This window comes from Cryobacterium sp. TmT2-59, from assembly GCF_004403545.1.
Lineage (GTDB): Bacteria > Actinomycetota > Actinomycetes > Actinomycetales > Microbacteriaceae > Cryobacterium > Cryobacterium shii.
Genome location: NZ_SOGM01000023.1, coordinates 1 through 23,623, shown reverse-complemented (window position 1 = coordinate 23,623; position 23,623 = coordinate 1). Strand labels below are relative to the sequence as shown.

The following is a 23,623-nucleotide window of genomic DNA, read 5'->3' as shown; positions in this document are numbered from 1 at the left end:
ACGCACTTAGGAGACACAATGGCAGTAACACAGGAGCAGGCCGACTGGTTCGCCGAGGCCTTCGGACGCCTCGTCGGCAACGTCAACGAGGCGATCCTCGGCAAGGACCAGGTGGTGCGCCTCGTCGTGGCGGCGATGCTCACCAGCGGGCACGTGCTGCTGGAGGACTTCCCCGGAACCGGCAAGACCGTGCTGGCCAAGGCCCTGGCCAAGACGCTGGACGGCACCAACTCGCGCATCCAGTTCACGCCGGACCTGCTGCCCTCCGACGTGACCGGAGTGACCATCTACGACCAGGGCAAGGGACTCTTCGAGTTCCACAGGGGCCCGATCTTCGCATCGATCGTGCTGGCGGACGAGATCAACCGGGCCAGCCCGAAGACCCAGTCCGCCCTGCTCGAGGTGATGGAGGAGGGACGAGTCACGGTCGACGGCGTGAGCCACGAGGTCGGCAGCCCCTTCATGGTCATCGCCACCCAGAACCCGGTCGAACAGGCCGGCACCTACACGCTGCCGGAAGCCCAGCTCGACCGGTTCCTGATCAAGACCTCGCTCGGCTATCCCGACCACGACACGGCCGTCGCCCTGCTCCTCGACTCGTCCAACCGGGCCAGGGACTCGAAGATCTCGGCCATCATCGCCTCCAGCTCGGTGAACTCGATGGTGCAGCTGGCCTCGGAGGTCTTCGTCGACGAATCGGTGCTCGGATACCTGAACGAGATCGTCACGGCCACCCGCACCGATCCGTCCTCGACGCTCGGGGTCAGCATGCGCGGCGCGCTCTCGCTGGCCCGCGCCGCGAAGACGTGGGCGCTGTCCCAGGCCCGCACCTACGTCACCCCCGACGACATCCGCGACCTGGCCGTGCCCGTGCTCGCGCACCGCATCATGGTCGACCCGGAGGCCGACTTCGCCGGCGTCACCGCGGAGGACATCGTCAGCCGGATCCTGGTCGAGGTCGCACCACCCGCCTACCGCGCCGCATGACCCGCGTCGCCGAGAAGGTTCCCCGCCCCGTGTCCCCGGCGGAACACGCCGTGGTGTCGCTCCGGCGAGCCCTCGGCGACTCCCGGCGCACGGTCTTCCGGCTGCTCGGCCAGCTGGCCCGGCGCGCCTGGCAGGCCGCGAAACCGGTCACGGATGTCGTCGGCCCGGTCGGCTGGCTGACGCTCGCCGCATCCGTGGCCGCCTTCCTGATCAGCGGCCTGTCCGGGTGGGCCGAGTTCACCTACCTCGCCACCACCCTGCTGGCGGCCCTCCTGGTCGCGGTCGTCTTCATCTTCGGACGCGCGACCTACGCCGTCGACGTGGCGCTGAACCCGCACCGGGTCGTCGCGGGGGAGCGTGCCCTCGGCCAGATGACCGTGGCCAACTCGGGGGAGAAGAGTCTGCTCCCGGTGCGGATGGAGCTGTCGGTCGGCACCGGGGTCGCCGAATTCGTGATCCCCGGGCTGGCACCCGCGGTCCGGCACGAGGAACTGTTCGCCGTGCCGACCCACCATCGCGCCGTCATCGTGGCCGGCCCCGCCGTGTCGGTACGCGGCGACCAGCTGGGGCTGCTGCGCCGCACGGTGCGGTGGACCGACCCGGTGGAACTGTTCGTGCACCCGGTCACCACCCGGCTGCAGTCCTCCGCGGCGGGCCTGGTGCGCGACCTTGAGGGGGAGATCACCCGCAAGATCACCAACAACGACATCTCCTTCCACGCGCTGCGCGCCTACGTGCCCGGCGACGCGCTCCGGAACGTGCACTGGCGCACCTCGGCGCGCACCGGCCAGCTGATGGTGCGGCAGTTCGAGGAGACCCGCCGGTCCCAGCTGACCATCGTGCACACCTCAGAAACCGCCCACTACGCCTCGGACGAGGAATTCGAGCTCGGTGTGTCGGCGACGGCCTCGCTGGCGCTGCAGGTGATCCGTGACGGCACCCGGGTCAGCGTGGTGACCGAGGACCGGCTGCTCACCACCAAGACCGCGGTGGCCCTCCTCGACGATTCCTGCCGGATCGCCCCGGTGACGGACCTGTACCCGACGCTGCGCGACTTCGCCCGCGACGCCACCCGCCGGCTGCCGGCCCCCAGCGTCGTGATGATCGTGGCCGGGTCGCTGCTCGAACTGCGCGAGTTCCGCGCGGTGCAGACGCTCTTCGGGCCCGAAACCAAGACGCTCGCCTTCCGGATGGAACTCGGCTCGACCCCCCGGCTCACCAGCGTGTCCGGGCTCACCGTGATCACCCTCGGCCAGCTCACCGACCTGCCCGCACTGCTCCGGCGGGTGAACGGATGAGCCGCCTCCGCTCGGTGCCCGCCCAGAGACTGCCCGCCCGCGCCTGGTCTGACATCGCTGTGCTCAGCGCCCTGTCCCTGCTCGGTGTGCTCGGCTTCGAAACCTCGTTCGGGGACTACAACTTCCTCCTCGCCGGCCTGGGCGGACTCCTCGTCGGAACCGGGATCGCCGTCCTGGCCTACCTGCTCCGCCTCGGCACCCTGGTCAGCGTCCTCGCCGCGGTCCTCGCCTACTTCCTGCTCGGCACGCCCTTCACCATGCCGCAGCAGGGGCTGCTCCTCCTGTTCCCGAGCCTGGCCTCCTCGGCCGGCCTCGCCCTCGGCGCGGTGTTCGGCTGGGCCGACATCGTCACCCTCGGCACCCCGGTCGAAGCGCCGTACTACATGCCGGTGCTGCCCTATTGCGCGGCCTGGCTGATCGCCCTCGTCGGCACCATGCTCGCCTCCCGCTGGCTGCCGCTGCGCCCCCGCACGGTCTGGCGCTCGAGCGCGCTCCTGGCCGGGCCGGTGCTCCTCTACCTGGCCGGCATCCTGATGGGAACGGATGAGGCCTACTACGCCGGCATCCGGGGGGTCGCCTTCGCCGTGATCGCCCTGATCTGGCTCGGCTGGCGTCGGTCGCAGCTGGCGACCGCCGACCGGGTGGGCTCCTCCCGGCTGCTCCGGCGCAAGCTGGTCGGCACCGGCACGCTCATCCTCGGCACCGTGCTGATCGGCGCCCTCGCCGGCGCTGCGCTCGCCCCCGTGCAGGCGCAGCGCTTCGTGCTGCGCGAGGAGATCCAGCCCCCGTTCGACCCGCTGCAGTTCCCGAGCCCGCTGGCCGGGTTCCGCCAGTACACGAAGACCCTCGCCGACACCCCGCTGTTCACGGTCGAGGGCCTGCAGACCGGGCAGCTCCTGCGCCTGGCCAGCATGGACTCCTACGACGGCAAACTGTGGAACGTGGCCGGCGTCGCCGGCTCCGAGGGCGGGCAGGCCGGCTTCCGCCTGGTCGGCCGCACCATCCCCGACCCGCCGCTGGTCACCAGCGTCGCGTTCAGCACGGTCACCGTCACCGGTTCCGGCTACGCGGATGTCTGGCTCCCCGGCGTCGGCTATCCCACCACGGTCGACTTCGACGACTCGAAGAGCAGCGCAGAGGCCGAGAACCTGCGCTACAACGCGGGAACCGGCACCTCCGTGCTCACCAGCGGCGTGAAGAACGGCTACACGTACACCACCCGCGCCGCCGTGCAGCAGTCCTACAAGGACGAAGACCTGGAGAAGGTCCCGGTCGCCACCGTGTCCCTGCCGGCGGCGGAGAACATCCCGGACGTCGTGGTGGCCAAGGCCACCGAGTACACCGGCGGTGCCGACACCCCGATCGACAAGCTGCGCGCCATCCAGAAGGCCCTGAAAACGCAGGGATTCCTCAGCCACGGCCTCGCCTCCGACGGCATCCCGTCCCGGGCCGGGCACGGCGCGGACCGCATCGACGAGCTGTTCACCCGCAGCCAGATGGTCGGCGACCAGGAGCAGTACGCCGCCGCCATGGCGCTGATGGCCCGCAGCCTGAACTACCCGGCGCGCGTGGTGATGGGGTTCGCCCCGGCCGTGCCCGACGGGGCCACGAGCGTCGAGGTGACCGGTTCCGACGTCACGGCCTGGGTGGAGGTCGCGTTCGAGGGCGTGGGCTGGGTCCCGTTCTTCCCGACCCCCGACCAGACGGATGTGCCGCAGGACCAGACTCCGAAACCGAAGTCCGTGCCGCAGCCCCAGGTGCGCCAGCCCCCGCGGTCCGACAACCAGTCGGACGACCTGCTGACCGCCGTCGAGATCGACGACACGAAGAAGGACGACAAGGACAAGGCCTTCACCCTGCCCGGCTGGGCCTGGGCGCTCGGCGGGATCGTCGGGATCCCGATGCTGCTGATCCTGGGTCCGGTGCTCGTCATCGGCGCACTCAAGGGCCGTCGGCGTCGCCGGCGCCGCACCCGCGGCAGCGGGGACACCCGGGTCGCCGGGGCCTGGGACGAGGTCACCGACGGCTACGCCGAACTGGGCTTCCAAGTGCCGCGGGGCACCACCCGGCGGCTGATCGCCACCGAGGTCGAGTCCCAGCTGGTCGGCCAGGCCGGACCGGCCACGGGGGACATCCGTCTGATGCCGCTCGCTGAGCTCTGCGACCACGCCGTCTTCAACGGGGAGCAGATCGACGACGAGCTGGTGGAGCGCAGCTGGAACGAGGCGCTGGACTCGCTGCACCGCGCGGAAACGTCCGTCGGCCGGCTGCGCCGCCTGTTCAGCCGGTTCCGGATCCGCTCCCGACGGGACTGGAGCCGGGTCGACCTGTCGAAGTAGCCCACCGCAGGAAGCAGCGCACCGCAGATAGAGTGGCGAGGTGGACAAACCCGGATTCATCCTCCCGCCGCCGTGGCTGAGCCCGGCACCGGCCGCCGACGAGTCGGACCCGGACGACGAGGTCGCGACCGACAGCACCACGATGCGCGCCTCCTTTCCGGCGTTCCGGCCGATCCAGGCGGAACCGAGGCGGCCACGTCGCTGGCTGCTGACCTTCGAAGACGGCCAGGCGGTCGACGTGGCCGGGGCCGTCGTGCTGGGGCGCAGCCCGGCCCCGGTCCCCGGGCACCCGGATGCCCGGCTCGTCTCCGTGCAGGACCCGGCCCGGTCGGTGTCGAAGACCCACGCCGTCGTCTTCATCGCGGACCACGGCCTCTCGGTGACCGACCTGGACTCGACCAACGGCGTGTCGGCGACGGTTCCCGACGGCGCCTGGACCGATCTCGAGCCGGGGGCGACGCAGAATCTTCTGCCGGGTTCTGTGCTGATGCTGGGCCAATTCACGGTCCAGGTCGCCCTCAAATGAGCGCCGCACTGCAACCGTGCAGACGCGAAGTGTTAGCCTGTTCGGGTGCTGCCCGGTCGAATCCTCCTTCTCTGCCGCGACGAGTGCCAGTTCTGAGGCCTCTCTCGTCGTGGGGTTTGTTGTCGGCTGATTACCCACTGTTGAGGAAGACGCACACCCATGACTGAAGCAACACTGCCCGCGGCCGCATCGAACACCGTCGCACCATTCACGGCCGGCCCGGGCGCCGTTCGACCGCGCACCCTGGCCGAGAAGGTCTGGGACAAGCACCGCGTCGCCAAAGGCGAAGACGGCACCCCCGACCTGATCTACATCGACCTGCACCTCGTGCACGAGGTCACCAGCCCGCAGGCCTTCGACGGGCTGCGCCTGGCCGGGCGCCGACTGCGCCGACCCGACCTCACCATCGCCACGGAAGACCACAACACTCCGACGCTCGCGATCGACAAGCCCATCGCCGACCTCACCAGCCGCACCCAGATCGAGACCCTCCGCCGCAACTGCGAGGAATTCGGCGTGCGGCTGCACTCCCTCGGCGACATCGAACAGGGCATCGTGCACGTCGTCGGACCGCAGCTGGGCCTGACCCAGCCGGGCATCACCGTCGTCTGCGGCGACTCGCACACCTCCACCCACGGCGCCTTCGGGGCCATGGCGCTGGGCATCGGCACCAGCGAGGTGGAGCACGTCATGGCCACCCAGACCCTGCCGCTGAAGCCGTTCAAGACCATGGCCATCACCGTGGACGGCACCCTGCGCCCCGGCGTCACGGCCAAGGACATCATCCTCGCCGTGATCGCGAAGATCGGCACCGGCGGCGGCCAGGGCTACGTACTCGAATACCGCGGCAGCGCCATCCGTGCCCTCTCAATGGAGGGGCGCATGACGATCTGCAACATGTCGATCGAGGCCGGTGCCCGCGCCGGCATGGTGGCCCCGGATGCGACCACCTACGACTACCTGCACGGCCGCGCCCACGCGCCGGCCGGTGCGGACTGGGACGACGCGGTCGCCTACTGGGAGACCCTCGCCACCGACGAGGGAGCCACCTTCGACGCCGAGGTGATCCTGGACGCCTACGCACTGGAGCCCTTCGTCACCTGGGGCACCAACCCCGGCCAGGGCGTCTCGCTGAGCGAGACCGTGCCGGACCCGTCCGTCATCCCCGACGCCAACGAACGGTCCGCGGCCGAACGGGCCCTCGAGTACATGGATCTGGCAGCCGGCACCCCGATGAAGGAGATCCGGGTGGACACCGTCTTCCTCGGCTCCTGCACCAACAGCCGGGTCGAGGACCTGCGCGCCGCGGCAGAGATCGTCAAGGGCCGCACCCTGGCCGCCGGGGTGCGCATGCTCGTCGTGCCCGGCTCCGCCCGCGTCAGGATCGAGGCCGAGGCCGAGGGCCTCGACAAGATCTTCACCGATTTCGGCGCCGAGTGGCGCTTCGCGGGCTGCTCGATGTGCCTGGGCATGAACCCCGACCAGCTGGCCCCGGGCGAGCGGTGCGCCTCGACCAGCAACCGAAACTTCGAGGGCAGGCAGGGCAAGGGCGGTCGCACGCACCTCGTTTCGCCGCTCGTCGCCGCGGCGACCGCAATTCGCGGCACGCTGTCCAGCCCGTGGGACCTGGTCCAGGACGGAGACAACCAGTAATGGAAAAATTCACCAAAGTCACCGGCATCGCGCTGCCGCTGCGCCGCTCCAACGTCGACACCGACCAGATCATCCCCGCCGTGTACCTCAAGCGCGTGACACGGACCGGCTTCGAGGACGCCCTGTTCGCCGGCTGGCGCACCGATCCGGACTTCGTGCTGAACCGGCCGGAATACCAGGGCGCCCGCGTGCTCGTGGCCGGCGCGGACTTCGGCACCGGTTCCTCGCGCGAGCACGCCGTGTGGGCGCTGCGCGACTACGGCTTCGACGTGGTGCTCAGCCCCCGGTTCGGTGACATCTTCCGCGGCAACGCCGGCAAACAGGGTCTCCTGGCCGGCCAGATCTCCGAGGCCGACGCGCAGCGTCTGTGGGACATCATCGAGGCAGCCCCGGGCATCGAGCTGACGGTCGACCTGGTCTCCCGCACGGCCCGCGTCGGCGACCTCAGCGTTGCGTTCGAGATCGACGACTACACCCGTTGGCGCCTGCTCGAAGGCCTCGACGACATCGGCCTGACCCTGCGCGACGAGGCGCGGATCGAAGAATTCGAATCCTATCGGGAGCCCTGGCGGCCCCGCACTCTCCCCGCAAAGCAGGTAACACAGTGAACACCATCAGCGAAATCGCCAAGAACCGCGACGACGACCAGAGCAGGGACGACGCCCAGAACCGGGAGAACGCCCAGAACTGGGGCGCCGCCGTCGGCCTGCAGGGCGACCGGATCACCATCCGCGGCGGCATCCCGCTGGTCGGCCGGATCGAGCTGAAGGGTGCCAAGAACCTGGTCACCAAGGCCATGGTCGCGGCGCTCCTCGGCGAGACGCCCAGCGTGCTCAAGAACGTGCCCAACATCAGCGACGTGCGCATCGTGCGCCAGCTCCTCGAGGTGCACGGCGTCAAGGTCACCGACGGCGCCGAACCGGGCGAGCTGCAGCTCGACCCGGTGGACGTCGAGAGCGCGCACTTCGCCGCGATCGACGCTCACGCCGGCTCCTCGCGCATCCCGATCCTGTTCTGCGGCCCGCTGCTGCACCGCCTCGGCGAGGCATTCATCCCCGACCTCGGCGGCTGCCGCATCGGCGACCGCCCGATCGACTACCACCTGGACGTGCTGCGCAAGTTCGGCGCCGTCGTCGAGAAGCAGCCCAACGGCATCCGGATGTCCGCGCCCAACGGGCTCAAGGGCACCAAGGTGTCCCTGCCCTACCCGAGCGTCGGCGCCACGGAACAGGTGCTCCTCACCGCCGTGCGCGCGGAGGGCATCACCGAGCTCAAGGGCGCGGCGATCGAGCCCGAGATCATGGACCTGATCAACATCCTGCAGAAGATGGGCGCTGTCATCACGGTCGACACCGATCGGGTGATTCGGATCGAGGGCGTCGAACGGCTCGAAGGCTATAACCACCGCGCCCTGTTCGACCGCAACGAGGCCGCCAGCTGGGCGGCCGCGGCCCTGGCCACCGACGGCGACATCTTCGTCGGCGGCGCCCGCCAGCCCGAGATGCTCACCTTCCTGAACGTGTTCCGCAAGGTCGGCGGGGCGTTCGACATCGAAGACGACGGCATCCGTTTCTACCACCCGGGCGGCGACCTCAAGCCCGTCATCATCGAGACGGATGTCCACCCGGGCTTCATGACGGACTGGCAGCAGCCGCTCGTGATCGCCCTCACCCACGCGCACGGCGTTTCGATCGTGCACGAGACCGTCTACGAGCAGCGGTTCGGCTTCGTCGACGCGCTGGTCGAGATGGGCGCGACCATCCAGATCCACCGCGAATGCCTGGGCGGGCACCCCTGCCGCTTCGGCCAGCGCAACTTCAACCACTCGGCCGTCATCACCGGGCCGACGAAGCTGCACGGCGCCGACATCGAGGTTCCTGACCTGCGCGGCGGCTTCAGCCACCTGATCGCGGCCCTCACCGCGTCCGGCACGTCCACCGTGAGCAACGTCGGCATCATCAGCCGCGGCTACGAGAACTTCATCACCAAGCTTCAACTGTTGGGAGCTGACTTCGATCTCGAAGGATAATGGGGCCGTGCCAGCATCAGATCCAGCGCCAGTGTCAGGTCCAGGGCGCGTGTCAGATCCAGCGCCCCGGAACAACAGCTCCACCCCAGCCGTGAACCCGGGCCGGGAGCGTTCGGAGACCCGGCGCCCATCCGTGTTCTGGGCGCTGGCGCTGATCATCCTCCCGGTGATCAACCTGGCCGTGCGGTTCAAGGTCACCGATGTCGGCAAGTTCCCGCGCACCGGAGCATTCGTGATGGCGCCCAACCACTTCAGTGAGATCGACCCGGTCCTGATGGGCGTGCTCAGCTGGAAGCTGGGGCGGGCGCCGCGGTTCCTGGCGAAGGCATCCGTCTTCACGCTCCCGGGGCTCGGCTGGCTGCTGCGCAAATCCGGGCAGATCCCGGTGCAGCGCGGCGGCAGCGTGCGCGGCAGTGAGCCGGTCAAGGCCGCCGAGCGTCTCGTCGAACGCGGGCAGATGGTCGTGGTCTACCCGGAGGGGTCGCTGACCCGCGACCCTGACCTGTGGCCGATGCGCGGCAAGTCCGGCGCCGTGCGGATAGCCCTGGAACGGGGCATCCCGGTCGTCCCCGTCGCCCACTGGGGTGCCCAGCAGATCATGCCGCGCTACTCGAAGAAGCTGAGCCTGTTCCCGCGCAGGACCGTGCTCGTCAAGATCGGCGATCCGCTCGACCTCGCCGAGTTCCGCGGCCGCAACCTCGATTCGGCCACCCTGAACGAGGCGACCAAGGTCGTCATGGACGCCATCACCCAGCTGCTCGAAGACCTTCGGGGTGAAACGGCGCCGACCAAGCGCTGGAACCCGGCCGAGCACGACCAGAAAGAGACCGGCCGTTTTGAAGCCTAAGATCCTGCCAGGCAAACGCGTCGCCGTTCTCGGAGCCGGAAGCTGGGGAACGACGTTCGCGAAGATCCTCACCGACGGCGGGGCGGATGTCGTGCTCTGGGCCCGGCGCCCCGAACTCGCCCGGGAGATCACCGAGGCCCGGCGCAACAGTGACTACCTCCCCGGCATCAACCTGCCGGTCGGCCTCCGCGCCACGTCCAGGCTCGACCTGGCCCTGGCCGGCGCCGAGCAGGTGTTCGTGTCCGTGCCGAGCCAGTCGCTGCGCGAGAACCTGATCCTGGCCGAACCGTTCCTGGCCCCCGGCGCGATCGTGGTGTCGCTGATGAAGGGCGTCGAGCGCGGCTCCGGGCTTCGGATGAGCCAGATCATCGCCGAGCTCCTCCCGATCGACCCTGACCTGATCGCGGCCATCTCCGGCCCCAACCTGGCCCTCGAGATCGCGAAGGAGCAGCCGACGGCCGCCGTCGTCTCCTCCAACAGCCTCGAGACCGCCCAGGCCGTCGCCATGCTGGCCCGCAACCGCTACTTCCGGTCGTATGTGAACACGGATGTCATCGGCACTGAATTCGGCGGCGTGCTCAAGAACCTCATCGCCGTGGCCATCGGCATCGTCGACGGCGTCGGCTACGGCGAGAACACCAAGGCGTCGATCATCACCCGGGGCCTGGTCGAGATGACCGACTTCGCGGTGGCGTACGGCGCGCATCCGGAGACGCTGGCCGGCCTCGCCGGCCTGGGCGACCTGATCGCCACCTGCCAGTCGCCGCTCTCGCGGAACAACACCGCCGGACGCCTCCTCGGCCAGGGTTACGGCATCGCCGACGTCGTCAAGCAGATGCAGCAGACCACCGAAGGCCTCGCATCCGTCGGCCCTATTCTCGATCTCGCCCGTGCCAAGGGGGTGGACATGCCCATCGTCGAGCAGGTCCGCCAGGTGCTGGCCGGTACTCTAAAACCGCGGGACCTCGCCCCGCACCTCACCACGGACTCGGCTGAGCCGCAGGGCGAAAGGACGAATGATGGACAAGCTCACGGTAGCGCTGCTCTTTGGGGGTCGTTCAAGCGAACATTCGATCAGCTGCGCCACAGCGGGGGGCGTCCTCGCGGCGATTGACCGCGACCGCTACAACGTCATCCCGATCGGGATCACCCGCGACGGAGCCTTCGTGCTCGAAGCGGATGACCCGGTCCGGTTCGCCCTGGACGCCGCGGAACTGCCGGAGGTGTTCGACAACGGCACCCGGGTGCGGTGGCCGGAGAGCAGCCTCAGCCGCCAGCTGACCGTCAGCGACGGCGCCGGGTACCGTTCGCTCGGCAACGTGGACGTGGTCTTCCCGATCCTGCACGGTCCGTTCGGCGAGGACGGGACCGTGCAGGGGCTGCTCGAACTGGTCGGCCTGCCGTACGTCGGCTCGGGCGTGCTGGCGTCGGCGCTGGGCATGGACAAGCACTTCACCAAAACCGTCTTCCAGCAGGCCGCCCTGCCGGTGGCCCCGTGGCGCACCATCACGGCGGCCGAGTGGGCCGAGGCGCCCGGCATGGCGTTCGCCGCCGCCGAGCAGCTCGGGCTGCCCGTGTTCGTGAAGCCCGCCCGGGCCGGGTCGAGCGTCGGCGTCAGCCGCGTGGCGCACCTGGACCAGCTGGCCGAGGCGATGCGGGTGGGCCTCGCCGAAGACAGCAAGGTACTGATCGAGGCCGGCCTGTCGGGACGCGAACTCGAGATCGGCGTGCTGCAGGGCCGTCCGGGGGAGCCGACCCGGGCATCCGTGCCGGGAGAGGTGCGCGTCACCGGACGTGACTTCTACGACTTCGCCGCCAAGTACCTCGGCGCGGACGGGATCGAACTCGTCTGCCCCGCGGCTCTCGGCGCCGGGGAAGTGGCCGAGATGCAGGACCTCGCCATCCGCGCGTTCGACGCGATCGACGGCGCCGGCCTGGCCCGGGTGGACTTCTTCCTGACCGGGGACGGTTGGGTCATCAACGAGATCAACACCATGCCCGGGTTCACCCCGATCTCGATGTTCCCGACCTGCTGGCTCGCCACCGGGTACACCTACCCGCAGCTGATCGACGAGCTGATCGCGGTGGCGCTGGCCCGCCGCGCCCTTCCCGCCGCACTGCGCCTGTCGGTCTAACCAGCCGCACCCCGCCCGTCCCGCTGTCCCCGCCCGTCCCGCTGTCCCCGCCCGTCCCGCTGTCCCCACCCGTCCCGCCACCCCCACCCCCAAAAGGCCCGGGCTCGGTCCCGCCGAGCCGTGAGTTTCGCCCCCGTTTTTTGATTTTTCAGGGGCGCTTCTCACGGCTCGGCGGGGTCTTGGGGCTCTTGCCGGGGCTACGCCTTCTGCACCGTGATGGTCCAGTGGGCGTCCCCGACGCGATCGAAATGGGTGACCGGGTAGCCGTTCTCGGCGGCCCAGCGCGGTAGGGCATCCGTCGCCTGGGTGCAGTCGAAGTTGATGGTGAGTTCGTCGCCGAGGTCGAGCTTCAGGATGGCGTCACCGGCCTCCACGAGCGGGAATGGGCAGACCTGACCGTCGGTTTCGAGTACGTACTGTGCCATGTCGGGCTTCCTTTTCTTGGGTGATGCGGGGTGATGCTGGTTGATGCGGGTAGCTACCGGGGGACCGGGATGCGGACGGGGGAGACCCCGACCCGCGCGGACCCGGTGATGAAGAGGCGCGTCGCGGCGCCGGTGCCGATGATCATGAAGACCAGCGATACCCAGCCCTGGAGGCCGAAGGTGGCGGTGTCGACCATGCCGTTGCCGATGGTGCAGCCGCCGGCCAGGCTAGCTCCGACGCCCATCAGCGCCCCGCCGATGATGCTGCGGATGGTCGTGGTGGCATCGGGCAGCCGCACGCGGAACTCGCCGCTGCCTCTGGCGGCGATGAAGGAGCCGAGCAGGATGCCGATCACCAGGTAGACGCCCCAGTCGATCGCCTGGGGATCGCCGCGCACGAGGTAGTTGACGATGTTCGAGGACGGCCCGGTGACGCCGAGCCCGGACTCGCGGCCGGTTGCCCAGCTGAGCGGCCAGGCGAGGATGGCGAGCGGTGCGATGATCAGTGCCGTGGTGAACGCGCCCCACTTCTTCTCGAAAAGGAGGTGACGGATGCCGCTGGTGCGGGCCGGGAGGGACGCGAGCGTCAGGGGCGACCGCCGACGCAGGTGATACCGGGCCAGCAGTCCGACGCCGGTGACGAGCAGCGCGACCAGCACCCACGGTGAGATGCCGAGGACACCGTGGATGGTGGAACCCTCCACGGTGATGCCGCGGAGCGCCGCGACCGGGGCGGACAGCGCGCCGGTTTTCGAGATGGCGGCGAAGAGGGCGTAGAAGATCAGGGCGAACCAGCTGCCCACCAGACCCTCGCCGGCGCGGTAGTAGGTGCCCGTGGCGCATCCGCCGGCCAGCACGATGGCGAAACCGAAGATGAACGCGCCGAGGATCGTGGCCAGCCAGGCGAACGGCTGGGGGTCGAGGGTGATGACACCTGCCGCGTCGAGGGCGAATACGCCCACACTCTGCACGGCGATGACGATCAGGAAGGCGGTCAGCCAGCGGGTGCTGCCCGTGATCCAGAGGTCCCGGAATGCTCCGGTCACGCAGAACCTGCCCCGCTGCATGGTGAAGCCCAGGGCGACGCCCAGGCCGAGTCCGGTCAGAAGCATGTCGTGTCCCCGTCCATCAGTGGCCGCAGCCAACCGGCGGCGACTCCCCGGAGACGTTACGTGCCCACCGGTGGCCGCGCTCCCGGACGTCGCGGCGTGACGGCATGAGACGTAACACTTGACAATGCCCCCGTTGCCGAGGCAGGAGGCAGGCGCGGCGGCCAAGGTGCCGTTGCCGCTCCGCGAAACCTCGTCGCGAAACCTCGTCGAGCCGTGAGTTCCGCCCCTCCGACGGCACGAAAGTGGGGCCGAACTCACGGTTCGGCGGGCTTGGCGAGCCGGCGAGCCGGCGTGGCTGCCGGGGCTCTGCGGGCCGGGCGTGCGGTTACTGGGCCGGGGCCGCGGTCTCGCCGTCGGTCGGCAGCAGCAGGTCTTCGGCGCCGAGGCACTTGCCGGTCGCGGGGATGTTCTCCACCGCGTTGGCCAGGTCCACCAGCACCGTCGAACCGCTGACCTTGTCCGAGTCGATCACCAGCTCCGTGGCCGGGTCGCGGCCGTAGGTGGTGTACCGATACAGGGGGGCGTCGGTGTCGTCTTCGATCCAGTCGATGCCGTTGACGGTGAGGCAGGGCAGGGTGGTCGGGGCGGGCACGTCCACGCCGCAGTGCAGTAGCACGGCCGACGGGGTGCCCCAGGCGCCGGTTGACTGGGCGTTGGTCTCCCGCTCCGGCAGGGATGCGACCGTGGTCGGCAGGCGCACGATCAGGTCGGCGCAGGTGGGGTTGACGGCATCCGTCGCCGGTTCCATCGGCACGATGGCGGTGCAGCCGGTGAGCAGCACGCTGCCCGTCACGAGGGTGATCGTGAGGCCGGCACGGAGGAGGCGGATGCGGGAGGTCATTGCATTCAGGCTACCGTTTGATGCATGACGAATGCTGCGGGCGCGATGCTCCCCACGAGTGAGACGCCGGCGAGAGAAACCCTGGCCGATCTGAGCGAAGGGGAGGTGCTCGCCCGCATCTTCCCCCGGCTGCCGGGCGCGGCCGCCCAGCTCCTGGGCCCGGGGGACGACGCCGCCGTGCTGTCGGCCCCGGACGGCCGCTACGTCGTCACCACGGACATGATGATCCAGGGGCCGGACTTCCGTCTCGCCTGGTCGAGCCCGCACGACCTCGGCTGGAAGGCCGCGGCCACGAACCTGTCCGATGTCGCTGCGATGGGCGCACGCCCCACCGCGCTGGTGGTGGCGATCGCCGCACCCCCGTCGACGCCGATCGGCGTGATCGAGGGCATCGCGGACGGCCTGCGGGACTGCTGCGAGGCGTTGGCGCCCGGCTGCGGGGTCGTCGGCGGCGACCTGTCCGCCTCGGACGCCCTGACGCTCGCCGTGACGGCCTTCGGCGACCTGGAGGGGCGCGGGCCCGTCCTCCGCTCCGGGGCGCGGCCAGGCGACGTCGTTGCGCTGGCGGGGCGTCTCGGTGAGGCTGCACAGGGCCTCGAGCTGCTGTTCCGGCTCGCCGTGAACGCCGACGGGGTCCCGGATGCCGAGCTCGCGGCGGCGCTGCGGGCGCAGCATCCCGAGGAAGTCGCCGCCCAGCTCGCCCCGGTGCCGCCCATCGACCGGGGCCCGGCTGCCGCCCTCGCCGGCGCGACGGCCATGCTGGACGTGTCGGACGGTCTCGCGATCGACGCCGGCCGCCTTGCCCGGGCCAGCGGCGTGGGCATCGACTTCGACCGCGCCGCCCTCGGCGAGAACGTCGAGCGTGCCCTCGGCGGAGGCGAGGACCACGGCCTCCTCGCGACATTCCCGGCCGGCACCGACCTTCCGGACGGTTTCCGGGCGCTGGGCACGGTCACGGATGCCGCCGGCACGATCCTGCTCGATGGTCGCCCGCACGGCCAGGGCGGCTGGGACCCCTACCGAGGCTGGGACGGCTCCGTCCGCTGAGCCGGCGACCCGGGCATCCGCGACCCCGAGCGCGTCGCGGCGCACCCTGTGCCCGCGGGCGCACGCTGGAACCTGCGCCGCCGGCCACAACCTGCGCCGCGAGGCCCGTGACGGACGCCGGCGACCCGCTCAGTCGGTCGCGGGCCGCGCCAGTGACGCGTACCAGACGGTGGTGTCGCCGTAGTCCTTGCGCCGGTCGGCCTCGAGGCCGGGGCCCCACTCCGGCTCGGGCGAGCGCGAGCTCCGCTCCACGACCACGAGGGCATCCGGGTCCAGCAGGGGCGTCAGCGCAGCGAGGTTGTGGCCGAGTTCGGCCTCGGGGAGGTCGTACGGCGGGTCGAGGAAGACGAGGTCGAAGCCGTCGCCGGTGCTGGCCAGAAACGACTGCACGGCCTGCGCCGTCACCTTGATCTTCGGGGCGTCCTTCTTCGGGGCGGCCCGCAGCACGGCCTCCGCGTTCTTGCGGCACAGCGCGGCGGCGCCGAAGCCGTTCTCGACCAGCGTCACGATCCGCGCTCCCCGGCTGGCCGCCTCCAGGCCCAGCGCGCCCGACCCCGCGTAGAGGTCGAGAACCCGGGTGCCACGGATGATGTCGCGCGCGTCGAGCGCGGAGAAGATCGCCTCGCGCACGCGGTCGCTGGTGGGTCGGGTGCCGGTCCGGGGGACCGCCAGGGGCAGGGAACCGGCAAAACCGGCAACGATTCGCGTCATAACGGGATCGAGTTTATCGTCCCCGTCCCCCGGCCGGCCCGGTGACCGGTGACCGGTGTCGGCAGTGTTGTCTACGATCGAAGCATGACCGATTCGGAGGCCGCGGAGAACGCCCTGCCCCCGGTGACCCTCGACACGAAGCTGCAGAACGTGGTCGGCGGCAAGACGGCCGTCGCCCTGGTCAAGGCCTTCGGCGTCGAAACCGTCGGCGACCTGCTCAGCCACTACCCGCGCCGCTACGCCCGCCGCGGCGAGCTGTCCTCGATCAGCCTGTTGCCACTCGATGAGAACGTGACGATCGTCGCCGAGATCCGCACGGTCGAGGAACGCCCGATGAAGGCCCGCAAGGGGTCGATCGTCGAGGTGAAGATCTCCGACGGTCGCGGAATCCTCAGCCTCACCTGGTTCAACCAGTCCTGGCGGGCTAAACAGCTCCGGCCCGGCATGCGCGGCATGTTCGCCGGCAAGGTCACCGACTACCGGGGGCACCTGCAGCTCACCCACCCGACCTACCGGCTGTTCGGCCCAGGTGCCGAAGACGAGCCCGAGATGCCCACGGATGCCGCGGCCGCCAAACTCTGGATCGAGCAGCCCATCGCCATCTACCCGGCCACGAACACGGTGGCCAGCTGGCAGATCGCCCAGACGATCGAGCTTGTGCTCGACAGCCTCGGCCCCGTTCCGGACCCGATCCCGACCGAGGTGCGCTCCGAGCGTGGGCTGCTCCCGCACGGCCGGGCGCTCGAGCTCATCCACCAGCCGGAGACCGACTCGGACTGGCGCCGCGCCCGGGACACCCTGCGGTTCACGGAGGCCTTCGTGCTGCAGAGCGCCCTGGTGCAGCAGCGAAACGAGGCGCGGGCGCAGAAGACCGTCGCGCGCGTTCCCGCGCCCGGCGGGTTCCTCGACCGGTTCGACGCCGCGCTGCCGTTCACCCTCACCGACGACCAGCAGAACGTAGCGGCGGAGATCGCCGACGATATCGCCCAGACGTCCCCGATGAACCGGCTCGTGCAGGGGGAGGTCGGTTCCGGCAAGACGGTCGTGGCCTTGCGGGCCATGCTCGCAGTGGCGGACTCCGGCGGTCAGGCCGCGTTGCTCGCCCCCACCGAGGTCCTGGCGGCCCAGCACCTGCGCTCGATCGCGCGCGCGCTCGGCCCCGAACTGTCGGTCGAGCTGATGCCCACCCTGATCACGGGGCAGCTGCCCGTCGCGGAGCGCCGCAAGGCGTTGCTGCGCACGGTGTCCGGGCAAGCTCAGATCGTGATCGGCACTCACGCGCTACTGGGCGAGAAGGTCACCTTCTTCGACCTCGGCCTGGTCGTCGTCGATGAGCAACACCGATTCGGCGTCGATCAGCGTGAGGCGCTTCGGCAGAAGGGCGCCCTCCCGCCCCATGTGCTGGTGCTCACGGCCACGCCCATTCCGCGCACCGTGGCCATGACCGTGTTCGGCGACCTCGACGTGAGCACGATCGCGGAGCTGCCCGAGGGCCGGCAGGGCATCGAGACGTTCGTGGTGCCGCTCTTCGAGAAACCCGCCTGGGTCACCCGGGTGTGGAGCCGGCTGGCGGAAGAGCTCGCCCAGAAACGCCAGGCGTTCGTGGTCTGCGCGGCGATCTCCCCGAAGCAGCTCGAGGAGGGCGAGATCGCCGACCCCGAGGCGTCGGCATCGGCATCGGCGTCAGTGTCGGCACCGGCCGACGTCGAGACCGTGCTCGCCGAACTCCGCCGCAACCCGGTGCTCGCGTCCGCCCGCATCGAGCCCCTGCATGGCCGCATGACCAGCGAACAGAAAGACCAGACCATGCGGTCCTTCGCCGCCGGGGAGATCGACGTGCTCGTCGCCACGACGGTGATCGAGGTCGGCGTCGACGTGCCCAACGCCTCCGCGATGGTGGTGATGGATGCCGACCGGTTCGGCGTGTCCCAGCTGCACCAGTTGCGCGGCCGGGTGGGCCGCGGGGGCGTGCCCGGGCTCTGCCTGCTCGTCACGTCCGCGGAGGCCGAGTCGCTGGCCCGGGAGCGGGTCGAGGCGGTCGCGGCCACCCTGGACGGCTTCGAACTGGCGCAGGTCGACCTCGAGCTGCGCCGGGAAGGCGACGTGCTCGGCCTGAACCAGTCCGGCGGCCGCTCCTCACTGCGCCTGCTCCGGGTGGCCACCGACGGGGTCCTGATCGGCGAGGCCCGCGGCTACGCCCAGCGACTGAGCGACCAGGACCCGCTCCTTGAGAGCGTCCCGGCGCTGCGGGAGGCGGTGCGTCGGCGCCTCGACGATTCCGAACGGGCATCACTCACCAAGAGCTGACCTGTGTGCACCGAGCCGTGTGCACCGAGCCGTGCCTGACGAGCCGTGTCGGCCGGCGCTCCCTGTGCACGGGCTGAGTATCTGCGGGGGCCTGCCGCCGACTTGGTGCGTGGCGGGGCGAGGTTCCCGGTCTCGGGCTAGGGTGAATCCATGCGCAGGATCGCCGTCGTCCCCGGATCATTCGACCCCGTCACACTGGGTCACCTCGACGTGATCGAGCGGGCGGCCGGTCTCTTCGACGAGTTGCATGTCCTCGTCGTGCACAACCCGGGCAAGACGGCGTTATTGCCGATCAGCCGCCGGGTCGAGCTCCTGCAGAAGTCGATCCGCGACGCCGGGATCGCCGGCAACATCGTGGTCGCCTCCTGGAGCATGGGACTCCTGGTCGACTACTGCCTCGAGGTGGGAGCGAGCGTGCTGATCAAGGGCATCCGTTCCCAGGTGGACGTGGCGTACGAGACCCCGATGGCGATCGTCAACCGCAACCTGGCCGCTGTCGAAACCGTTTTCCTGCTGCCGGACCCGGCCCACGCCCACGTGTCCAGTTCACTGGTGCGCCAGGTCGCCGCCCTCGGTGGCGACATCGCCCCGTACGTCCCCGAAGCGGTTGCGGAGTTCCTGCAAAAGGCACCCGTGTGAACTTACATCCCGTTCGGATAGGGACGGTCCCGGCGGTCGCGGGGATCGCGGTCGGCGCCGCCGCCGTTCCGGACGAGGAGACCCCGATGGACCTTCCGATGGTCGAGGTCGCGGCTCGCGCCATCATCCGTAATGTCGAGACGGTCATCGACGGCAAGCACGAGGCCGTGACCACGGCGCTGACGGTTCTCCTGGCCCAGGGCCATCTCCTGATCGAGGATGTCCCCGGCGTGGGGAAGACCATGCTGGCCAAGGCCCTCGCCAAATCGCTGGACTGCACCGTGAGCCGGATCCAGTTCACCCCCGACCTGCTGCCGTCCGACGTGACCGGCGTGTCGGTGTTCAACCAGGTGGACCGCCGGTTCGAGTTCAAGCCCGGCGCCATCTTCGCGAACATCGTGATCGGTGACGAGATCAACCGGGCGAGTCCGAAGACCCAGTCGGCGCTGCTGGAGTGCATGGAGGAACGCCAGGTCACCGTGGACGGCTTCACCTATCTGCTGCCGGTGCCGTTCACGGTCGTCGCGACGCAGAACCCGATCGAGATGGAAGGCACCTACGCCCTGCCGGAGGCCCAGCGGGACCGGTTCATGGCCCGCATCTCGATGGGGTATCCCGACACGGAGTCGGAGCTGATGATGCTCGATTCCCGGGACGCCACGAGCCCGCTGGACGGCATCGAGGCCGTCGTGTCCGGCGCGCAGCTGCGGGGCATGATGACGGCGGCCCGCGCCGTGTTCGCGTCCGCCGCGGTCAAGGAATACGCGGTCAGCCTGGTTCGGGCCACCCGCGACGACCGCGACCTGCGTCTGGGGGCGAGCCCCCGGGCCACCCTGCAACTCATTCGCGTGGCCAAGGCCCAGGCGGCCCTGCAGGGACGTGAGTACGTGCTTCCGGACGACATCGACTCGCTGGCTCTGGCCGTGCTCAGCCACCGGCTGATGGCCAGCGGTCGCGTGCTCGGTCACCACCAGGACAGTGGGCCTCTGATCGAGGAGATCGTGCGGCGGATCATCGCCGAGACCCCCGTGCCGCTCGGTCCCGCCGGACTCCACTGATTCCGATGCCAGCCCAGCAGCGGCGCGGCCGACCGGTCTGGTTCCCCCGGCTCACCGTCCGCGGGGGGATGTTCCTCGTCACCGGGGCCCCGCTGCTCCTCTACTCGCTGGTCAGCAATCAACGCGATCTCCTGTTCGTCGCCTGTCTGCTTCTGGTGGTCCCGGTCGTCGCCGTCGCTTACGTTTCCGTGCGACCCGTGCGGCTCCAGGTCACCCGCACGTTCCACCCGCCCGTCGTGGCCGCCGGGGGGGAAACCACCGTGACGCTCACCCTCCGCAATCTCTCGTCCCGGGCCGTGACCGGCCTGCGGTGGCGGGATGCTGCCCCGGAAGCCCTGGCCGTGCCGCCCGGAGCGACGCTGCCGGGGCTCGACCGATTCGAGGGCGGCGCGGCCGACGGGGCCGACACAGTGCACCTCGATTACCGCGTGACGCCCCGGCGCCGGGGCGTCTACCCCTGTGGGCCGGCCCTGATCGGGCAGCCCGATCCCTTCGGCCTGACCGTCGGCGAGTGGACGGTGGGGGAGCCGCAGGACCTGGTCGTCACGCCCCGCGTCACCGACCTGGCCGGTCGGGGCCTGGAGAGCGTCCGTGGCGACGGCGAGGTGCCGGAGCGGCTGCGCCACGTGCACCACAACTCGGATCAGCTGATCGCCCGCGAGTACCGGCCGGGCGACCAGCTGCGCCGGGTGAACTGGCCGGCCACCGCGCGCCACGGCGAGATCATGGTGCGGCAGGAGGAGGAACAGAGCAAGCCGCGGGCCCGTCTCGTGTTCGATACGGCCCTGCACGGACGACGGAAACGGATGCCCGGCCCGGGCGGGCACCAGGGCCTCCGCCACGACCCGGCCTTCGATGTGGCCGTCGAGCTCGTCGCATCCGTCGGCGCCCACCTGCTCGAGGCCGGCTACCAGCTGGACCTGATCGAGCTGGGCCCCGGCCGGCTTGCCCCGGCCAGCGCCCGCGCGGGTGGCGGCCTGCGCGGCGACCCCGGCGACGTGCGGGAACTGGTGTTCCGCGAACCGGGGGAGGTTCGGTCCCTGCTCGTCCTGCTGGCCGGCATCGAACCGCCGGACCCGGATGAGCCGGCGGACCCGGATGAGCCGCCGGACCCGGATGAGCCGGCGGACACCCACGAGCCGGCGGCCACCCCCGGACCGGCGAGTGCGGCCGGGGCGACGCGCCCGGCGGATGCGGCCGGGGCGACGGGGAGGCCACGGATGCCCCTGTCCCCGCTCGGCCGTATGCTGCCGACCTTCGCGGTGCTGGTCGACATCGACGCGCAGGACACGGACGAACTCGCTCACCTGGCCTCCCGGAGCCGGTCCTCCGTCGCCTTCGTGCTGGACCCCATGAACCCGGAGTCCGTGGCGCGGCTGCGGGACGCCGGCTGGCGCTGCGTGCGCCTGCAAACGGCGCGGGACATCCCGGGCGCCTGGGTGGCCGCCGTCGGGGAAAGGCAGGCCGCTGATGACGGCGCCTGAGGCCCGGCTGCCGGCCCGCGCGCCTGGCCCCGCTCCTGCCCCCCTGCCGGCGCGCCCGTCCCGGCGCCGCGCCTCCGCCGACTGGCCGCTCGTGATCGCGGTGCTGGTGCTGCTGTTGATCGCCCAGGGGGCTCTCGGCCCCCTGCTGCTCGGCACCGGCTGGTGGTGGCTGATGGCGATCGTGTCGAGCGTCGTGCTCTTGGGGTCGGCCGGGCTGCGCCGCCTCGGGCTGAGCGCCGCGCTGATGCCCCTCGCCGGCTTCGGGATGCTGCTGGCCGCCCTGACCCTGGTGTTCGGGGCCGGAACGGGGCTGCTCTGGCTGATCCCCAGCCTGGACACGCTGGACCGGTTCCGGGAGCTGACGGTCGATGGGGCGATCTCCGTCGAGCGGCAGGGCACGCCGGCTGACGCGGTGCCGGGCATCCTGTTCCTGCTCTGCGTGGGGGCGGGAGCGCTCGCGATCCTGGCATACGCGCTGGCCGTCATCGCGCGGGTGCCGGCGCTCGCCGGGCTGCCGGCGCTTGTTCCCCTCCTCGTTCCCGGTCTCATCCGTTCGGGCGGAGCCGAGCCGGCCGCCCTGGCGCTCGCGGGCGCCGCCTACCTGGTGCTGCTCCGGGTCGACGTGCGGATGAGCGGCACCCGGCATGCGGCCCGGCCGTCGGCCGGGCCGGGCGCGCCCCGGGTTTTCGCGCCCGTGCGGCGCCGCGGCCCCGGCCCGCTCTGGGGTGCGCTGGGTGTGGGCGGTGTGGCCCTCGCCGCCGCGATGGTGCTGAGCGTGGCCATCCCGGCGTTCCCGGGCAGTGGCGTCGCCGGGCGCCCGAGCAGTGCCCTGCTGTTCGGCAACGGCGTCAGCCCGATGATCAACCTGGGCGAGGACCTGCGCCGCCCGACGGCGCGGCCGGTCCTGCACTATCGCACGACGGCGACGAGGGCGCCCTACCTCCGGCTGCTCACCCTGGACGAGTTCTCCGGCCGCGACTGGAGTTCCCGCCTCTTTCCGTCCAATTCCGCGAACACCGTGGACAAGATCGCCCTGCCGCCGGGCCTGTTGAACTCAGTGGCCGTCACCGAGACCCGCACGAACATCGTCGTGGACGGCCTGTCGGCGCGCTGGCTGCCGATCCCGGCGCCGGCCCGCTCGATCACGGGGCTGGCCGGGGCCTGGTACTGGAACGGGTCGAACGGGTCGATCACCAGCCCGAACGACACGACCCGCGGCCAGGAGTACACCGTCATCGCGCTGAACCTGGCGCCGACCAGGGACCAGCTGAGGGGCTCGGGCAGCGACTACCCGTCAAGCGTACAGCGGAGTCTCCGGCTGCCCGCGGACAGCCCGCCCCGGATCGCGGAGACCGCGCGGCAGGTCACGGCCGGCACCGACACGGCCTATGACGCGGCCCTGGCGCTGCAGACGTACCTCCGCGGCGAGGAATTCAGCTACGACACCGAGGCTCCGGCCAAGGCCGGCTTCGACGGCGGCGGCGTGGATGTCGTCAGCACCTTCCTCGAGGTGAAGACCGGGTACTGCGTGCACTTCTCCTCGGCCATGGCCGTGATGGCCCGCTCCATCGGCATTCCCGCCCGGATCGCGGTCGGCTACCAGCCCGGCACGCTCTCCGCCTCCAGCTCGATCGCCGGGACGGGACGGTACAGCGTGGACTCCCATGACCTGCACGCCTGGCCGGAACTGTACTTCGCCGGGGTCGGCTGGGTGCCGTTCGAACCGACGCCGGGGCGCGGGGCGCTGCCCGAATACACCCGCACAATGGATGCCGCCCAGACTCCGGGCGGCCAGGGCGGGACCGCCGGGTCCGCACGGCCTGGCATCACCGACGATCCCGCGGCGACCGATCCCGGCGCCCGCGGCGGCTCCGCGGACACCCGCCAGGAACCCGTCACCGTGCTGCGCCTCATCCTGGTCCTCGTCGGGGTGATCGCGTTGCTGCTGCTGCCGGCGATCGGCCGGGTCGAGCGGCGGCGACAGCGACGGCGTCGGATCCTGGCCGGCCGCGCGGGGGCCGCGGAGGCCTGGCAGGAGCTCACCGACCTCGCCGTCGACCACGGCATCCCCGTGCGCGCGACCGAGACGCCGCGGGAGTTCGCGGCGCGCCTGCGGTCGCTGCCGGGGCTCGCGCCGCCGGGGGAGCGACCGGGGGAGCCGTCGGGGGAGCCGCAGCGCGCGCCG

General features: G+C 70.8%; 20 protein-coding genes. 16 read left to right on the top strand and 4 right to left on the bottom strand.

Annotation, left to right across the window (positions count from 1 at the left end; all coding sequences use genetic code 11):
• Positions 1-18: 18 nt before the first annotated feature.
• The 10 genes from E3T24_RS04145 (at position 19) to E3T24_RS04100 (ending at position 11,814) form a co-directional block, all read left to right on the top strand.
• On the top strand, positions 19-987 hold the full coding sequence (locus E3T24_RS04145) for a MoxR family ATPase (RefSeq protein ID WP_134410813.1): 969 nt from the start codon (positions 19-21) through the stop codon (positions 985-987).
• Positions 984-2,285, top strand: a complete 1,302-nt coding sequence (locus E3T24_RS04140; protein WP_134410815.1) for a DUF58 domain-containing protein — start codon at positions 984-986, stop codon at positions 2,283-2,285. Before E3T24_RS04145 ends, E3T24_RS04140 begins: the two co-directional genes overlap by 4 nt.
• Complete coding sequence (locus tag E3T24_RS04135; RefSeq protein ID WP_134434317.1) at positions 2,282-4,624, top strand: transglutaminase domain-containing protein; 2,343 nt, start codon at positions 2,282-2,284, stop codon at positions 4,622-4,624. Before E3T24_RS04140 ends, E3T24_RS04135 begins: the two co-directional genes overlap by 4 nt.
• A 40-nt stretch (positions 4,625-4,664) precedes the next feature.
• A complete protein-coding gene (locus tag E3T24_RS04130; RefSeq protein ID WP_134434316.1) occupies positions 4,665-5,150 on the top strand; it encodes an FHA domain-containing protein in 486 nt (161 codons plus the stop codon).
• A 159-nt stretch (positions 5,151-5,309) separates the two neighbouring features.
• Positions 5,310-6,803: a 3-isopropylmalate dehydratase large subunit gene (gene leuC / locus E3T24_RS04125; RefSeq protein WP_134434315.1), complete on the top strand. Its 1,494-nt coding sequence runs from the start codon at positions 5,310-5,312 to the stop codon at positions 6,801-6,803.
• Positions 6,803-7,411 carry a 3-isopropylmalate dehydratase small subunit gene (gene leuD, locus E3T24_RS04120; protein WP_134368221.1) on the top strand — a complete coding sequence of 203 codons (609 nt, stop codon included), beginning with the start codon at positions 6,803-6,805 and terminating at the stop codon, positions 7,409-7,411. Before leuC ends, leuD begins: the two co-directional genes overlap by 1 nt.
• A 98-nt stretch (positions 7,412-7,509) precedes the next feature.
• Positions 7,510-8,832, top strand: a complete 1,323-nt coding sequence (murA, locus tag E3T24_RS04115; RefSeq protein WP_241975804.1) for a UDP-N-acetylglucosamine 1-carboxyvinyltransferase — start codon at positions 7,510-7,512, stop codon at positions 8,830-8,832.
• A 91-nt stretch (positions 8,833-8,923) separates the two neighbouring features.
• On the top strand, positions 8,924-9,679 hold the full coding sequence (locus E3T24_RS04110) for a lysophospholipid acyltransferase family protein (RefSeq protein ID WP_134368233.1): 756 nt from the start codon (positions 8,924-8,926) through the stop codon (positions 9,677-9,679).
• Positions 9,669-10,793: an NAD(P)H-dependent glycerol-3-phosphate dehydrogenase gene (locus tag E3T24_RS04105; RefSeq protein WP_241975801.1), complete on the top strand. Its 1,125-nt coding sequence runs from the start codon at positions 9,669-9,671 to the stop codon at positions 10,791-10,793. The genes E3T24_RS04110 and E3T24_RS04105 overlap by 11 nt, the downstream gene beginning before the upstream one ends.
• Positions 10,696-11,814 carry a D-alanine--D-alanine ligase family protein gene (locus E3T24_RS04100; protein WP_134368222.1) on the top strand — a complete coding sequence of 373 codons (1,119 nt, stop codon included), beginning with the start codon at positions 10,696-10,698 and terminating at the stop codon, positions 11,812-11,814. The genes E3T24_RS04105 and E3T24_RS04100 overlap by 98 nt, the downstream gene beginning before the upstream one ends.
• Positions 11,815-12,011: 197 nt before the next feature.
• On the opposite strand, the gene E3T24_RS04090 is transcribed toward E3T24_RS04100, so the two are convergent.
• From E3T24_RS04090 to E3T24_RS04080, 3 genes are all read right to left on the bottom strand, one after another.
• Complete coding sequence (locus E3T24_RS04090) at positions 12,012-12,239, bottom strand: sulfurtransferase TusA family protein (RefSeq protein ID WP_134368223.1); 228 nt, start codon at positions 12,237-12,239, stop codon at positions 12,012-12,014.
• Positions 12,240-12,292: 53 nt separating this feature from the next.
• Positions 12,293-13,351: a YeeE/YedE family protein gene (locus E3T24_RS04085; protein ID WP_134368224.1), complete on the bottom strand. Its 1,059-nt coding sequence runs from the start codon at positions 13,349-13,351 to the stop codon at positions 12,293-12,295.
• Positions 13,352-13,676: 325 nt separating this feature from the next.
• Positions 13,677-14,192, bottom strand: coding sequence for a DUF3515 domain-containing protein (locus E3T24_RS04080; RefSeq protein ID WP_134402447.1), 516 nt, complete (start codon positions 14,190-14,192; stop codon positions 13,677-13,679).
• Between the two features lie 24 nt (positions 14,193-14,216).
• On the opposite strand from E3T24_RS04080, the gene thiL reads away from it, so the two are divergent.
• Positions 14,217-15,239: a thiamine-phosphate kinase gene (thiL, locus tag E3T24_RS04075; protein ID WP_241978614.1), complete on the top strand. Its 1,023-nt coding sequence runs from the start codon at positions 14,217-14,219 to the stop codon at positions 15,237-15,239.
• A gap of 129 nt (positions 15,240-15,368) precedes the next feature.
• On the opposite strand, the gene rsmD is transcribed toward thiL, so the two are convergent.
• On the bottom strand, positions 15,369-15,950 hold the full coding sequence (gene rsmD / locus E3T24_RS04070; protein ID WP_134368226.1) for a 16S rRNA (guanine(966)-N(2))-methyltransferase RsmD: 582 nt from the start codon (positions 15,948-15,950) through the stop codon (positions 15,369-15,371).
• An 84-nt stretch (positions 15,951-16,034) separates the two neighbouring features.
• On the opposite strand from rsmD, the gene E3T24_RS04065 reads away from it, so the two are divergent.
• The 5 genes from E3T24_RS04065 to E3T24_RS04045 form a co-directional block, all read left to right on the top strand.
• Positions 16,035-18,257, top strand: coding sequence for an ATP-dependent DNA helicase RecG (locus tag E3T24_RS04065; RefSeq protein ID WP_134368227.1), 2,223 nt, complete (start codon positions 16,035-16,037; stop codon positions 18,255-18,257).
• 150 nt (positions 18,258-18,407) lie between these two features.
• A complete protein-coding gene (coaD, locus tag E3T24_RS04060) occupies positions 18,408-18,896 on the top strand; it encodes a pantetheine-phosphate adenylyltransferase (protein ID WP_134368228.1) in 489 nt (162 codons plus the stop codon).
• Between the two features lie 86 nt (positions 18,897-18,982).
• Complete coding sequence (locus tag E3T24_RS04055) at positions 18,983-19,954, top strand: MoxR family ATPase (RefSeq protein WP_134410819.1); 972 nt, start codon at positions 18,983-18,985, stop codon at positions 19,952-19,954.
• 5 nt (positions 19,955-19,959) lie between these two features.
• Positions 19,960-21,438 carry a DUF58 domain-containing protein gene (locus E3T24_RS04050; protein ID WP_134434314.1) on the top strand — a complete coding sequence of 493 codons (1,479 nt, stop codon included), beginning with the start codon at positions 19,960-19,962 and terminating at the stop codon, positions 21,436-21,438.
• The coding region (locus E3T24_RS04045; RefSeq protein ID WP_134434313.1) for a DUF3488 and transglutaminase-like domain-containing protein at positions 21,425-23,623 on the top strand (2,199 nt) is incomplete at its 3' end. The genes E3T24_RS04050 and E3T24_RS04045, both read left to right, overlap by 14 nt.